The following is a 13,343-nucleotide window of genomic DNA, read 5'->3' as shown; positions in this document are numbered from 1 at the left end:
CTCCTTGTTACTTCGTCTTCGGGGCGAGCAGCCGGGACATGAGCGCGGCGAGGCCACTGGCGATGGCGACGAGGATCACCAGGGTCAGGGCGGCGCCCCACGCCCGGTACTCGCCGACGGCGCCCGGATTGTTGCGGTACTGGTCGTAGATGAACAGCGGCAGCGACGACATGTTGCCGTGCAACAGGTCGTAGTTCATCCGGTCGCTGATGCCCACGAGGAGCAGCACGGGCGCGGTCTCGCCGACCACGCGGGCGATGGCGAGGAAGACGCCGGAGACCATGCCGGACGCGGCGGTCGGGAGCACGATCCGCACGATGGTCTTCCACTGGGGCACGCCGAGCGCGTAGGAGGCCTCGCGCAGCTCGTGGGGCACGAGCTTGAGCATCTCCTCGGTCGACCGCACCACGACGGGGACCATGAGCAGGATCAGCGCGAGGCTCACCGCGAACGCGGACTGCGGCATGCCGAAGGTGGTGATCCAGACGCCGAAGACGAACAGCGTCGCCACGATCGACGGGATCCCGGCGAGCACGTCGACCATGAACGTGGTGATCCTGCCCAGGCGGGTGCCCTCGGCGTACTCGACCAGGTAGATGCCGACCATCACGCCGATCGGCACGGAGATCAGCGTCGCGACGCCGGCCTGCACGAGGGTGCCGTAGAGGGCGTGCCGGATCCCGCCGCCGTACGAGTCGGGGGCCACCCGGACCATCGACTTGGTCCACCACTCGGCGTGCAGGATCGCCGGCAGGCCGTTGGCGATCACCATGTACAGCAACGAGACCAGCGGGGCGAGGGCCAGCAGGAAACAGGCGCCGAACAGGATCGCGGCGGCGTTGTTCTTGATCCGGCGCACGGTGGACGTGCGGTGGAAGACGGTGCCGCTCTTGGCGACGTCGTCGAGCTCGGTGGCGGTCATCCGTTCACCCGTCCCCCGCCGATCCACCGGGCGATCGCGTTCACCACGAAGGTGAGCAGGAACAGCACGAGACCAGCGGCGATGTAGGCGCCGCGCTGGTCGACGTTGTCGAACTCAGCGGCGGCGGAGGCGATCTTCGAAGCGAAGGTGTAGCCGCTGTCGAACAGCGACCAGATGGAGGTCTTGGTGGCGGCGAACAGGATGATGAGCACCGCGATGGTCTCGCCCAGGGCACGGCCTAGTGCCAGCATGGAGCCGGCGACGATGCCGGACCGTCCGTAGGGCAGGACCGTGAGCCGGATGACCTCCCACTTGGTGGCGCCCAGGGCCAGCGCGGCCTCCTGATGCGCGACCGGGGTCTGCCGGAGCGCCTCGCGCGTGATCGACGTGATGATCGGCAGGATCATGATCGCGAGCACGATGCCGGCGGTGAACACCGTCGACCCCAGCGAGAGCTGGACGTTGCCGGTCTTGAACAGGAAGAACCAGCCGAGGTTCTCGTTGAGCCACTCCTGCAGGGGCACCAGGAAGGGCGCGAGCACGAAGATGCCCCACAGGCCGTAGATGATCGACGGGACCGCGGCCAGCAGGTCGATCACGGCGCTGAGCGGCCGCGACAGGCGCTGCGGGACGTACTGCACGAGGAAGGTCGCGATGCCGACGGCGACCGGCACCGCGAGGACCAGCGCCATCACCGACGAGAGGACGGTGATCTTGAGCAGCTCGAGGATGCCGAAGCGCATGTTCGACGGGGTCGTCTGCCACTCGGAGCTCGTGAGGAAGCCGACGTTGTCCTTGGCGAGCGCCGGGATCGCCTGCACCACGAGCTGCAGGAAGATCAGCGCGATCACGACGACCAGGAGGATCCCCGAGGCGTAGCTCGCCCACTTGAAGATCTTCTCCATGCGGTCGCCGCCGTGGGCGAAGGTCGTGCGGCCGGAGCCGCCGGCGGCGGCCGCGGAGGCCTCCGCGGCCCCGTCGGACCCGTCGTCACGGTCCGTTGAGTCCTCTGTCGCCATGTCTCCTCGTCGATCGAGCACGCGAGTCGTCCCTTCCGGCTGGGCCGGGCGTCGTGCGACTGCCATTGTGCCTGGCCCCCGCACGACGCCCCGGCGCGTCAGCGTTCGACGTGGTTACTGGATGGAGTCGATCGACTCGGTCAGCGTGGTGCGGAAGGAGTCGGGGATCGGGGCGTAGCCCTGGTTCCCGAGCTGGTCCTGCGCCTGCTTGCTGGCGGCGACCTTGAGGAAGGTCTTGATGCCCTTGCCGATCCCGGCGTCCGCGTACTTCGAGCAGACGATCTCGTAGGTCGCGAGCACGATCGGGTACGCGCCGGCGGCCGACGGCTTGTAGAAGCCCGCGGTGTCGATCACCAGGTCCTTGCTGCCGGGGGTCTTGAACTTCGCCGACTCGATGGTCTTGGCGACCGACTCGCTCGAGAGCTTCACGGCCTCGGGGCCGGCCGACGTGATGATGTTCGCGACCTGCAGCTTCTGCGCCTTGGCGAAGCTCCACTCGGCGTAGGTGATCGTGCCCTCGGCCTTGTTCACCGTGGCGGCGACCGCGGCGTTACCGCTCGCGCCCTGGCCGGTGCCGCCCTTGAAGGCCTTGCCCTTCTTCTCGTTCGCGTCCCACTCCGCGGGAGCGGCGGAACCGAGGTACTTCTGGAAGTTCTCGGTGGTCCCCGACTCGTCGGAGCGGAAGACGACGGTGATCGGCAGGTCCGGGAGGGTCGTGCCCTTGTTCTCGCCGGCGATCTCCGGGTCGTTCCACTTCGTCAGCTTGCCGGAGAAGATCTTGGCGAGCGTCGGCGCGGACAGGTTGACCTGCGTGTTGTCCGGCAGCTTGTAGGCGACCGCGATCGGGCCGAAGACGAGCGGCAGGTTCAGCGCGGGGGCGCCGCACTTCTCCTCGGCCTTCTTGGCCTGATCGGCGTTCAGCGGCGAGTCGGAGCCGCCGAAGTTGGTCAGGCCCGAGGTGAACTCGGTGATGCCCTGACCCGAGCCGTTGCCGCTGTAGTCGACGTTCGCGCCGGAGCAGTCCTGCGCGAAGGTGTTCTTGAAGACGGTCATGGCGTTCGCCTGCGCCGTCGAGCCGCTGCCCTTGAGCTGCAGCTTGCCGTCGCACTGCACGCCCGAGCCGCCGCCGGCCGACGAGCTGCCACCGGCCTGGCTCGACTCCTCGCCGCCGCACGCGGTCAGGGTCAGGGACAGGGCGGCGGCCACCGCCAGGGCCGATACGGATCCACGCTTGAAGTTCACCGAGATTCCTCCGGGTCGAGTCAGGACTGAGCACCCCGGGCACGTCGCGGGTGTCAACCCGAACATAGGGAGGCCGGGTGTCCGACTCGGGTGCCCCGGGTGAACGGACGGCAAACTCGGATCGGCGGGTGGATTACCGTCGCGCGTACGCCACGTGTCTTTCGTTTTCCTTAAAACCTAGTCCGGCGTAGGTGCGCAGCGCCGCGGCGTTGTCGCCCTCGACGTACAGCTCCACCTCCGCGAGTCCCCGTCGGGCCAGGTACTCCAGCCCGACGGCCGTCAGCAGCCGCCCCAGACCCCGCCCCTGCCCGGCGGGCGCGACCGCGACGATGTAGACCTCGCCGACCCCCGACGCCGGGTCCGCGACCTTGGTCCAGTGGAAGCCGAGGAGCTTTCCGGCCTCGTCGACGGCGAGGAACAGTCCTGCGGGATCGAACCAGTCGGCGCCGGTGCGCTCGTCGATCTGGCGCCCGGTCCACCCGCCCTGTTCGGGATGCCAGGAGAACGCGGCGTTGTTCACCGCCAGGATCGCGGCATCGTCGGCCGGTCCGGCGTACGCCCGCACGGTCACGCCAGGGGGTGCCGACGGTGCCGGGTCCAGCCCGGCGAGGGGCCGGCGCAGGTTGAGCAGCGTCCGCACGGCAGCCAGGCCCAGGTCCGCGGCCAGCCCGCGGGCGGCGGGCAGGTCCCCGTGCGCCCAGACGGTGCCGCCCTCCCCGGCGAGATCCAGCGCGCCCGTCACCAGCGCGCGACCCAGACCCCGTCGGCGCCCGGACGGTGCCACGACCACCTCGGCCGCGCCCGCACCTCCCGCGGGCGGGACCACGACGCCCGCGTAGCCGGCCACGGCACGGTCCTCGCCCCGGACGAGCAGGTGCGGGCCGTCGCCCGTGAGGCCGAGCCGGAACTGCTCCGACAGCGGGCCGACACCGTCGGCGGCCTCGGCCGCGGCGGCGACGGCCAGCACGCCCTCCGGGTCGTCCACCGGCCCCCGCACCACCTCGACCATCAGACCTCCTCGAGATCCTCGTCCGTCGGCTCCATGTCCTCGACGGGGCGTTCACCCTTGCCGCGCACGGGCCGCACCGCCTTGTAGCCCACGTTACGGACCGTACCGATCATGCCCTCGTGCTCGGCGCCGAGCTTGGCGCGCAGGCGCCGGACGTGCACGTCGACGGTGCGCGTGCCGCCGAAGAAGTCGTAGCCCCACACCTCCTGCAGCAGCTGGGCGCGGGTGAAGACGCGCCCCACGTTCTGCGCGAGGAACTTGAGCAGCTCGAACTCCTTGTAGGTGAGGTCGAGCGGCTTGCCGCGCAGGCGGGCCGTGTAGGTGCCCTCGTCGATCACGAGCTCGCCGAGGGTGACCTTGTCGGCGACCTCCTCCTCGGCCCCGCTGTCCCGGCGGGCCGCGACGAGGCGCAGCCGGGCGTCGATCTCCGCCGGGCCGATCGTCGGCAGGAGGAAGTCGTCGATGCCCCAGTCCGCATTGGCGGCGACGAGCCCACCCTCGGTGAGCACCGCGACCACGGCGGTTCCACCGCCGGTACTGCCGAGCAGGCGACACAGGCCGCGCGCGGTGACGAGGTCGGTCCGGGCGTCGACCAGCGCGACCTCGGCGGGCCCGACCTCGAGCAGGGAGGAGACGTCGGCGGGCAGGGTCCGGACCGAATGCGGCAGCAGCGACAGTGCCGGCAGCACCGTGTCGGGTTCCCGGTCGGATGTGAGCAGGATCAGATCCACATACCCTCCCGCTGCGCGCCGGTCGATGAGAAAAGAACGAATGTCAGAATAGCGGTGGTCAGGGCACGGTGCGTGACGGCGCCGACGTGGAGCGAAGGGACGCAGTGTGACGCAGGGGCGAGGACGGGCATGGATCCGGCGGATTCTGATCGCCGTCGCGACGCTCCTCACGGTCGCGCTGCTCGCCGAACTCGGATCCGCGGCCGCCGCCGAGTACCGACTCTCGCGCGAGCTGCGGGCCGCCGCCGGCCTGGCGGACGACCCGGAGGTCACGGTCGGCGGCTTCCCCTATCTGACCTCGGGCGGAAGGCACTCGAAGCTGACGATCGCCGTGCCCGCGAAGGTGGACGGCAGGAACGCACGGCTCGAGGCCGAGTTCGCGGATGTGACCTTCCCGGGCGGCCTCGTCCCGACGTTCACACCGGACACGCCGATCCGGGCCGCGCACGTGCAGTCACGGATCCGGCTCGACCAGAAGACGGTGGGCCGGTACATGGACATCGTCGACCTGCAGGTGCACACGCCCGCCCCGAAACGCCCCGGCGCCGGGAGCCCCGCCGACGGCTACGTCAAGGCCTCGAAGGGCATCGTGCTGACGGGCACCGTCGCGCTGCCGACGCCCGCCGAACCGAAGCGCACCGTCCTGATCTCGGTGGCGGCCGACTTCGCCGCGGAGGGGAGCGCGATCGCCGTCCGCGCCACCGGGATCTACACCGGTCCCGAGGACCACGCCAAGGCCGACTTGGCGCCGGGCGAGGACCGGGCCGTGCTCGCGGCGTTCACCCGGACGCTGCCCCCGATGGCCCTGCCCTTCGGGATCGCGCCGACGGCGGCGCGGGCCGAGAACGCCGACGTCGTGCTGCTCGGCGAGGCCGACGGGGTGACCGTCGTCCCCGGTGCCTTCTACCGGCCGCTCCCGCAGACCCTGCCGTGACGGGTCCGCGCGGGTTGGGTATTCTGGGCGGCATGCGCAACCGCTGTGAGCTGCTGCTCACCCGCCGCTTGGCGGTCGATCTGTGCCGTATGGCCGGTTGTCGCTGTCTGGGCTAGTCCCGCCTCTCCGGGCCGGGTGCCCGATTCCCGGTGCATCCTCATGCCCTCCCAGCGCATCCGCGCACCCTCGAAGTAGCGTCCGCGCCTTCACTTCCGCACGTCATGGAATCAACGAAAGGGATCCTCATGGCTCGCTCCGACGTCCTGGTCTCCGCAGACTGGGCTGAGCAGAATCTCGATACTCCGGGTGTCGTCTTCGTCGAGGTCGACGAGGACACGTCGATCTACGACGACAACCACATCAAGGGTGCCGTGCGCCTCGACTGGCGCAAGGACCTGCAGGATCCGATCCGCCGCGACTTCCTCGACCAGGAGGGCTTCTCCAAGCTCCTGTCCGAGCGCGGCATCGGCAACGACGACACCGTCGTGCTCTACGGCGGCAACAACAACTGGTTCGCCGCGTACGCCTACTGGTACTTCAAGCTGTACGGCCACCAGGACGTGAAGCTGCTCGACGGTGGCCGCAAGAAGTGGGAGCTCGACGGCCGCCCGCTGTCGACCGACGCCGTCACCCGCCCGGCCACGAACTACCAGGCCAAGCCCGTCGACCTGTCGCTGCGCGCCTTCCGCGACGAGGTGATCGACTCGATCGGCAAGAAGAACCTCATCGACGTGCGCTCGCCCGACGAGTTCTCCGGCAAGATCTCCGCGCCCGCCCACCTCCCGCAGGAGCAGGCGCAGCAGCGCGGCCACGTCCCCGGCGCGATCAACATCCCCTGGTCGACCACCGCCAACGAGGACGGCACCTTCAAGTCCGACGAGGACCTCGCCGCGCTGTACGCGGAGAAGGGCTTCGACGACGCCAAGGAGACCATCGCCTACTGCCGCATCGGCGAGCGCAGCTCGCACACCTGGTTCGTGCTGCAGGAGCTCCTGGGCAAGAAGAACGTCAAGAACTACGACGGTTCGTGGGTCGAGTACGGCTCGCTCGTCGGCGCCCCGATCGAGAAGTAAGGAATTCATCATGTGTGGAGCTCCCAAGCAGGGTCAGGTCCTTCCGGCCGGCGTCGACACCGAGAAGGAGACGGTGCTGACCGGTTCCGTCCTCGACGCCGACGGTAACCCCGTCGCCGGCGCCTTCGTGCGCCTCCTCGACGGCACCGGCGAGTTCACCGCCGAGGTCGTGGCCTCGGGCACCGGCGACTACCGCTTCTTCGCCGCTCCGGGCACCTGGACGCTGCGCGCGCTGTCCTCCGTGGGCAACGGCGATATCCAGGTCTCGCCCGAGTCGAACGGCGTCTACAACCAGGACATCACCGTCTCGAAGTAGACCCCCGCAGCACCCGACGAGGCGCGTACCCACACCGGGTACGCGCCTCGTTCGCGTCCTGGTCGCGCTCTGGTGGTCTCGGCTCGCGGCAGGCAGGCAGGCAGGCAGATAGGCAGGTGCGGGCTACGGGATGTGCGGCAGCCGGACGCCCGACGGGTGCGAACGGTCGTGGTGGATCGTGATCCGCGCCGGGGTGAGCCGGGGGGCGGTGCCGCGGCTCGGGTCGGTGCCCGCGTTCCGGAGGTACTCGGGGTGCGAGCCGCTGGACACCTGCACCCGGATCCGGCGGCCGCGCGCGAAGCGCTGCGCCGTGGGGGCGAGGTCGATCACGTACGGCTGCGGCCCGGTGTCCCCGTCCTTCCGCTTGAGGCTGACGATGCCGTCGCAGACGTTGAACGACCGGCCCCGTTCGTCGACCTCGCACAGCCGCACGTAGATGTCGAAGTAGGGCACGTCCGCTTCGGCCCAGATCGTCGCCGACGGTTCCCCGATCACGTCGAGATCCGCGGCGAGCGGCCTGCTGGTGAAGACGAGGACGTCGCTGCGGCGCTCCCGCGGTCGCTGGTCGACGCGGCCGGAGCCCTTGAAGATCAGGCGACCGCCCACGGTGGGGGTGGGATCGGCCGGGTCGTAGCGGTAGCCGCTGCTCGCGCCGTCCACCCGGGGTTCCGCCTCCCACAGTCCTCCACCGGGCTGGAGGTACCACGTCGTCCTGGCCGCCGCGGGCGGCCAGCTGTCGAAGTCGCGCCACTCGTCGGTCCCCATGAGCAGCAGGCGCACCGCGGGCCGCTCGACGGCGGGCTGCAGGCCGGCGCGTTCCCGACTGAACTCCAGCGTCTCCCGCAGCTCCGCGGCCATGCCGGCGGGCGAGGTGTGCGTGAAGTCGCCGATCGTGAGGCGGGACTGCCGCCCGGCGGCCTGCATGGCGGCGAAATCGCGGAGCTGGTCGACGAGGAAGATGTCGTACCAGTTCGCGTAGAAGCTCGCCGGGATCGTCACATCGCCCACCGTTCCGCTGAAATCCCCTGCGTCCCAGTGCGGATCGGCCGCGGGTCGGCGGAGGATGTTCTGGACGAAGGGCCACGGCCGGCCGAAGGCGAGCACGTCCCCGTCGGTGGTCGGCACGGCGTCCATGGCACGCCGGACCCGCCGCGCGCCGGGCCCGGCGAGCAGCCCGGCGACCGCGGCGGGGTTCTCCTGCGTGTGGAGGGCGGCGCCCCAGTTGAAGGCCAGATCCGCCTGCGGCGCCCCGGCCACCACGCCGGTGCGGGCCACGCTCGCCGACGTGATGTGCGGGTTCATCGCGACGACGTCGTCCCCGGCCCGCGCCGCGACCGCCCACTGGGTGTATCCGACGTAGCTCACGCCCGCGAGCACGATCCGGCCCTGGTACCAGGGCTGTTTCCGGATCCAGTCGAGGACGGCGAGCCCGTCCTCGGCGTCGTACTGCGCCGGGGAGAAGGGACCACCCGCGGAACCGAAGTTGCCGCGCGCGCTGACCACGAGCACCTGGAAGCCGCGCTCGGCGAACACCCGGGACTGCGGGTTCTGGATCCCGCCGCGGTCGTACGGCGTGACGAACAGCATCACGGGCGTCCCCGGCGGGAGCGGGTCAGACGTCCATCGATCGGCCCGCAGGACGACGCCATCGCCGACCGGGACCGCGATGCCGCGTTCGACGGTGACCTCTCGGGTCTCGGGCCGCCCGAGGCCGAAGAAGCGCTGGTAGGCGCGGCTGGCGAGAGCAGAGGTACGCACGAGAGCGAGCATATTCCGCCGCAGTCGCCGCGGGCCTCCTTATCCCGAAGGCCACGGCCTTATCCCGAAGGCCACGGCGGCGGGGGCCCGGAGCTACTGCCCGTTCACGCCGGCTCGACGATGCGGTCCGCCCGGAGGGCGGTGGCCTCGATGAGCCGGGCGTTGGTCTCGTCGGTGCCGAGCGCCCGCTCGCGGGCCTCGTCCGGGGTGCGCCCGAACCGCATGTGCCGCTCGATCAGCCGCTCCCGGCGCAGCGCGGGATCGATGCGCAGGAACCAGACCTCGTCGAGCTCGGCGCGGGCCGCCGGCCACGCGCCGGTGTCGGCGAGCAGGTAGTTCCCCTCGGTGACCACCAGCGGGACGGACGCGGGGACCTCGATCGCGCAGCCGATCGACGCCTCGAGGTCGCGATCGAAGCGCGGCGCGTAGACGGTGCCGGCGGCGCGCCGCAGCCGGCGCAGCAGGTCGGCGAAGCCGGCACCGTCGAAGGTGTCGATGGCCCCCTTGCGCTCCCAGCTGCCGTGCCGGCGCAGGACCGGGTCGTCGAGGTGGAAGCCGTCCATGGGGACGAGCACCGCGTCGCCGCCGAGGGCGGCCACGAGTTCGGCGGCGAGCGTCGACTTGCCGGACGCGGGGGAACCGGCGATGCCGAGCAGCGCGCGGCCCGGCCGCGCGGCCAGCTCCCGCGCTGCCGCCACCAGGGCGTCGATCGAATCGGTCATGCGGTCCCCCTCACTCGTTCCAGCCATTCCCGCACGCCGGGGTACCGGCATTTATCCGAGGCGAGCTCCGCCGCGCGCCGCAGCGCCTCGGGCACGGGGACGCCCGCGGCGACGAAGTACGCGTACGCGCCGTGCAGCACGTCGCCCGCGCCGAGCGTATCGACCACCGGCACCGTCGGGACGCCGACGGTGCCCTCGTCCCGCCCAGCGCGGTACCGGATGGGCCCGCCACCGTCGGAGACGGCCCAGACGGACGGCAGCGCGACGTCTTCGGGAACGACGAAATCCGCGGAGCAGATCGCGTGGGCGGCGAGCGGCAGCAGTTCCGCGAAGACGGGCCGCCAGCGCCCGGCGTCGAGCACCACGGGCACCCCGGCGCGGGCGGCGCCGTCCGCCGCGGACCGCGCCGCCGCCGGACCGTGACCGTCGAGCAGCACCACGTCGAAGCCCTCGGCGTCGATCGGCGGCACCTCCTGCGGATAGCCGGTCCCGTCGAACGAGACGACCTGCCGCTCCCCCGTCGGGGCGTGCACGGTGACCGCCGAGACCGGCGGCCCGAAGCCCTGCGGCGCCAGGTCGACGAGCGACACCCCGCAGCGGCCGAGGTCGTCGGCCACGAGCCGGCCCAGGGCACCGTCGCCGACGGGGGCCGCGAGGACCGCGTGCCCGCCGAGCGCGGCGAAGGTCGCGGCGGCGTTGAGCGCGGGGCCGCCGCCGGCGACGTCCTGCCGGGTAGCGGTGACCTTGCCGTTGCGGGGCGGGAGCTCGGCGACGCGGGAGATCACGTCGACGGTGGCGAGCCCCACGAACAGCCCGGAAGGCTTACGGCCCACCCGCGGCCTCCTCGGCGGTCGGCTCGAGCGCGCCGGTCATCAGCGCGACGACCTCGGACATCGTGCGCTGCTTCGGGTCGACGACGGCGGCGCGCCGGCCCAGCCGGTGCACGTGAATCCGGTCGGCGACTTCGAAGACGTGCGGCATGTCGTGGCTGATCAGGATCACGGGGGTGCCGCGGTCGCGGATCTGCCGGATCAGGTCGATGACCTGCCCCGATTCCCGGACACCGAGGGCGGCGGTCGGCTCGTCCATGATGATCACCTTCTTGCCGAAGGCGGCGGCCCGGACCACGGCGACGCCCTGCCGCTGGCCGCCCGAGAGCGTCTCGACGGCCTGCGTCGGCGACTTGATGCCGATCTTGAGATCCGCGAGGTGACCCGCCGCCGCGTCGCGCATCGCCTTGCGGTCCAGCTGGCGGAAGACCGAACCGAGCACGCCGGGCTTGCGCAGCTCCCGGCCCAGGTAGACGTTCGCGGCGATGTCCAGCGCGGGGATCACCGCGAGGTCCTGGTAGACGGTCTCGATACCGGCGTTGCGGGCGTCGAGCGTGCTCTTGAAGTGGACCGGGGCACCGTCGAGCAGGATCTCGCCCTCGTTCGGGACCACCGCGCCCGACAGCGCCTTGATCAGGCTGGACTTGCCGGCCCCGTTGTCGCCGATGACGGCGAGCACCTCACCGGCGCGGAGCTCGAAGTCGGCGCCCGCGATGGCCTGGACCTGCCCGTACCTCTTGACCAGGCCCTTCGCCTGGAGAACCGGCGTGCTCATTGCAGCCTCCTGCGGGAGATCTGATCCAGCGCGACGGCGGCGATCACGAGGACGCCGGTCGCGATGTTCTGGTACAGGTTGTCGATCCCGACCAGGGTGAGGCCGTTGCGCAGCACCCCGACGATGAGCGCGCCGACCAGCGTCCCGAGCACCGATCCGCGGCCGCCGAACAGGCTCGTGCCGCCGATCACGACGGCGGTGATGGTGTCGAGGTTCGCCGTCTGGAAGGCGTTCGGGTCGGCGGTGGGGATGCGCCCGAGCGCGGCCCACGCGGCGATCGCCGCGATGACGCCGGACGCGAGGTACACCCCGAAGATCGTCTTCGACGTCTTGATGCCCGCCAGCGACGCCGACACGGGATTGCCGCCCACCGCGTACACGTGCCGCCCCGTGGCCGTGCGATTGAGCACGTACCAGGCGACCCCGTACACGACCAGCAGCACCAGCAGCCCCAGCGTGAGCGGGAACCCGGCGACGTCGAAGGATGTGCCGAGGGGGGTCAGCGGCCCCTCGGACACCCGGTACGTCTGCGACCCCGCGTACAGCTGCGTGGCCGCCGCGACGATGGTGAACATGCCGAGCGTCACGATGAACGGCGGCAGCTTGAGCATCGTCACCAGCGCACCGTTCACGACGCCGATCAGCATGCACACGCCCAGCGCGACGACCATGGCCAGGACGGGGCCGCTCCCCGCCACCTTCGCGAGGACGACGGTGCCGAGCACGCACGTCGCGCCGATCGACAGGTCGATGCCCGCGGTGAGGATGATCAGCGACTGCGCGACCGCGAGGATGCCGATCACCATCGACTGCTGCAGGATCAGCGAGACGTTGTAGCCCGTCGCGAACTGCGGCGTGAGGATGAAGAAGACCACGCACGCGACGATCAGCGCGGCGAGCGGCCCCGCGAGCGGCTCGCGCAGGAGCCGCTGCAGGGTCAGCGCATTCACGCCTGGCCCCAGCAGTTCTGCGCCCCCCACGCCGTGTCCTTCGACTCCACGCCGGCGACGGGCTTGTCGGTCACGAGCTGCGAGCCGGTGTTGTGGAAGCCCGACGGCTTCGTGCCGTCCTTGGCGTAAGCGACCACCGCATCGACGCCCTGCTCGGCCATCTTCGACGGGAACTGCAGCACCGTGGCGCCGATCATGCCCTTCTTGACGTTGGCGATGCCGGTGCAGCTGCCGTCGATCGAGCCGATGATGATCTGCCCGGCCTTGCCCGCCTTCTTCGCCGCCTCGTAGCCGCCGGCGGCCGCGGGCTCGTTGATCGTGTACAGCGAGTTGGCGTCCGGCACGCGCTGGAGCAGGTTCTCCATCGCCGTCTGCGCCTTGGTCTGGTCGCCGTTCGTGTTCTCCTTGCCGGCGATGTCGGGGCTGTTCTCCGGCAGGCCGATGCCCTCGAGGAAGCCCTGGTGCCGGAAGGTGTCGACGGTGCCGCCGGGCGTCCCGTCGAGCATCAGCAGCTTCGGCGTCCTCCCGGCGAGCGCACCCTTCACCCAGGCGCCCTGCAGCCGCCCGGCCTCCTTGTTATCGGTGGCGAAGGTCGCGTCGACGGCGTTCTCGGGGTCCGTGGCCGTGTCGAGCGCGATGACGACCACGCCCGCGTCCCGCACCTTCTTGATCGCCGCGAGGATGCCGCTCGACGAATTGGGGGTGATCAGGATGCCCTTGACGCCCTGGCTGACCAGGTTCTCGATCGCGGCCACCTGGCCCTCGTTGTCACCGTCGAACTTGCCGGCCAGCGCGACGAGGCTGGCGCCCTTGGCCTCGGCCTGCTTCTTGGCGGCCTCGCGGATCTTCACGAAGAACGGGTTGGTCTCCGTCTTGGTGATCAGGCCGACCTTCACCCCCGACGACGACGAGCCGCCGTCGCGGTTGCACGCGGCGACGGACGTGAGGCCGACGGTGAGCGCGCAGCAGGCGGCTGCCACACGCAGGCTCTTCCGAGTGATCATGAAGGACTCCGTTCCAGTGTGTCTCGCATCACAGCGGTGCGATGGATGACGACGGTAT

Annotated in this window: 14 protein-coding genes; 3 read left to right on the top strand and 11 right to left on the bottom strand. The window is 70.8% G+C overall.

Translation table 11 applies throughout. The annotated features are described in order from the left end of the window. Positions 1 to 7 precede the first annotated feature (7 nt). The 5 genes from pstA to AC21LY_RS04845 all read right to left on the bottom strand — a co-directional run bounded on the left by pstA (position 8) and on the right by AC21LY_RS04845 (position 4,923). Positions 8 to 922, bottom strand: a complete 915-nt coding sequence (gene pstA, locus AC21LY_RS04865) for a phosphate ABC transporter permease PstA (RefSeq protein WP_489045192.1) — start codon at positions 920 to 922, stop codon at positions 8 to 10. Further along, positions 919 to 1,941, bottom strand: coding sequence for a phosphate ABC transporter permease subunit PstC (gene pstC / locus AC21LY_RS04860; RefSeq protein ID WP_489045191.1), 1,023 nt, complete (start codon positions 1,939 to 1,941; stop codon positions 919 to 921). The genes pstA and pstC overlap by 4 nt, the downstream gene beginning before the upstream one ends. 114 nt (positions 1,942 to 2,055) lie before the next feature. Continuing rightward, the gene (gene pstS, locus AC21LY_RS04855; protein WP_489045430.1) at positions 2,056 to 3,189 is read right to left on the bottom strand and encodes a phosphate ABC transporter substrate-binding protein PstS; all 1,134 of its coding nucleotides are present in this window, start codon (positions 3,187 to 3,189) and stop codon (positions 2,056 to 2,058) included. Between the two features lie 127 nt (positions 3,190 to 3,316). After that, on the bottom strand, positions 3,317 to 4,192 hold the full coding sequence (gene mshD, locus AC21LY_RS04850) for a mycothiol synthase (protein WP_489045190.1): 876 nt from the start codon (positions 4,190 to 4,192) through the stop codon (positions 3,317 to 3,319). Further along, the gene (locus tag AC21LY_RS04845; RefSeq protein ID WP_489045189.1) at positions 4,192 to 4,923 is read right to left on the bottom strand and encodes a winged helix-turn-helix domain-containing protein; all 732 of its coding nucleotides are present in this window, start codon (positions 4,921 to 4,923) and stop codon (positions 4,192 to 4,194) included. The genes mshD and AC21LY_RS04845 overlap by 1 nt, the downstream gene beginning before the upstream one ends. Before the next feature lie 106 nt (positions 4,924 to 5,029). Between AC21LY_RS04845 and AC21LY_RS04840 the strand changes: the two genes are divergently transcribed. The 3 genes from AC21LY_RS04840 to AC21LY_RS04830 all read left to right on the top strand — a co-directional run bounded on the left by AC21LY_RS04840 (position 5,030) and on the right by AC21LY_RS04830 (position 7,246). After that, entirely contained in the window at positions 5,030 to 5,857 is an 828-nt protein-coding gene (locus AC21LY_RS04840; protein ID WP_489045188.1) for an LmeA family phospholipid-binding protein, read from the top strand. Between the two features lie 245 nt (positions 5,858 to 6,102). Then, positions 6,103 to 6,930 (top strand): sulfurtransferase, encoded by an 828-nt coding sequence (locus AC21LY_RS04835; protein ID WP_489045187.1) that lies wholly within the window; start codon positions 6,103 to 6,105, stop codon positions 6,928 to 6,930. A 10-nt stretch (positions 6,931 to 6,940) separates the two neighbouring features. Then, the gene (locus AC21LY_RS04830; RefSeq protein ID WP_489045186.1) at positions 6,941 to 7,246 is read left to right on the top strand and encodes a DUF1416 domain-containing protein; all 306 of its coding nucleotides are present in this window, start codon (positions 6,941 to 6,943) and stop codon (positions 7,244 to 7,246) included. Between the two features lie 123 nt (positions 7,247 to 7,369). Here the strand turns inward: AC21LY_RS04830 and AC21LY_RS04825 are convergent, their stop codons facing one another. The 6 genes from AC21LY_RS04825 to AC21LY_RS04800 form a co-directional block, all read right to left on the bottom strand. Next, positions 7,370 to 9,004: a CocE/NonD family hydrolase gene (locus AC21LY_RS04825; protein WP_489045185.1), complete on the bottom strand. Its 1,635-nt coding sequence runs from the start codon at positions 9,002 to 9,004 to the stop codon at positions 7,370 to 7,372. A gap of 104 nt (positions 9,005 to 9,108) precedes the next feature. Further along, positions 9,109 to 9,726 carry a nucleoside/nucleotide kinase family protein gene (locus AC21LY_RS04820; RefSeq protein WP_489045184.1) on the bottom strand — a complete coding sequence of 206 codons (618 nt, stop codon included), beginning with the start codon at positions 9,724 to 9,726 and terminating at the stop codon, positions 9,109 to 9,111. Then, the gene (locus AC21LY_RS04815; RefSeq protein ID WP_489045183.1) at positions 9,723 to 10,559 is read right to left on the bottom strand and encodes a PfkB family carbohydrate kinase; all 837 of its coding nucleotides are present in this window, start codon (positions 10,557 to 10,559) and stop codon (positions 9,723 to 9,725) included. Before AC21LY_RS04815 ends, AC21LY_RS04820 begins: the two co-directional genes overlap by 4 nt. Then, positions 10,549 to 11,331: an ATP-binding cassette domain-containing protein gene (locus AC21LY_RS04810; protein ID WP_489045182.1), complete on the bottom strand. Its 783-nt coding sequence runs from the start codon at positions 11,329 to 11,331 to the stop codon at positions 10,549 to 10,551. Before AC21LY_RS04810 ends, AC21LY_RS04815 begins: the two co-directional genes overlap by 11 nt. Further along, positions 11,328 to 12,311 carry an ABC transporter permease gene (locus tag AC21LY_RS04805; protein WP_489045181.1) on the bottom strand — a complete coding sequence of 328 codons (984 nt, stop codon included), beginning with the start codon at positions 12,309 to 12,311 and terminating at the stop codon, positions 11,328 to 11,330. Before AC21LY_RS04805 ends, AC21LY_RS04810 begins: the two co-directional genes overlap by 4 nt. Beyond that, positions 12,278 to 13,285, bottom strand: coding sequence for a substrate-binding domain-containing protein (locus AC21LY_RS04800; protein WP_489045180.1), 1,008 nt, complete (start codon positions 13,283 to 13,285; stop codon positions 12,278 to 12,280). Before AC21LY_RS04800 ends, AC21LY_RS04805 begins: the two co-directional genes overlap by 34 nt. Positions 13,286 to 13,343: the final 58 nt, after the last annotated feature.

Source organism: Tsukamurella sp. II2bb, assembly GCF_057815145.1.
This window is presented reverse-complemented; position numbering and strand designations above follow the sequence as displayed.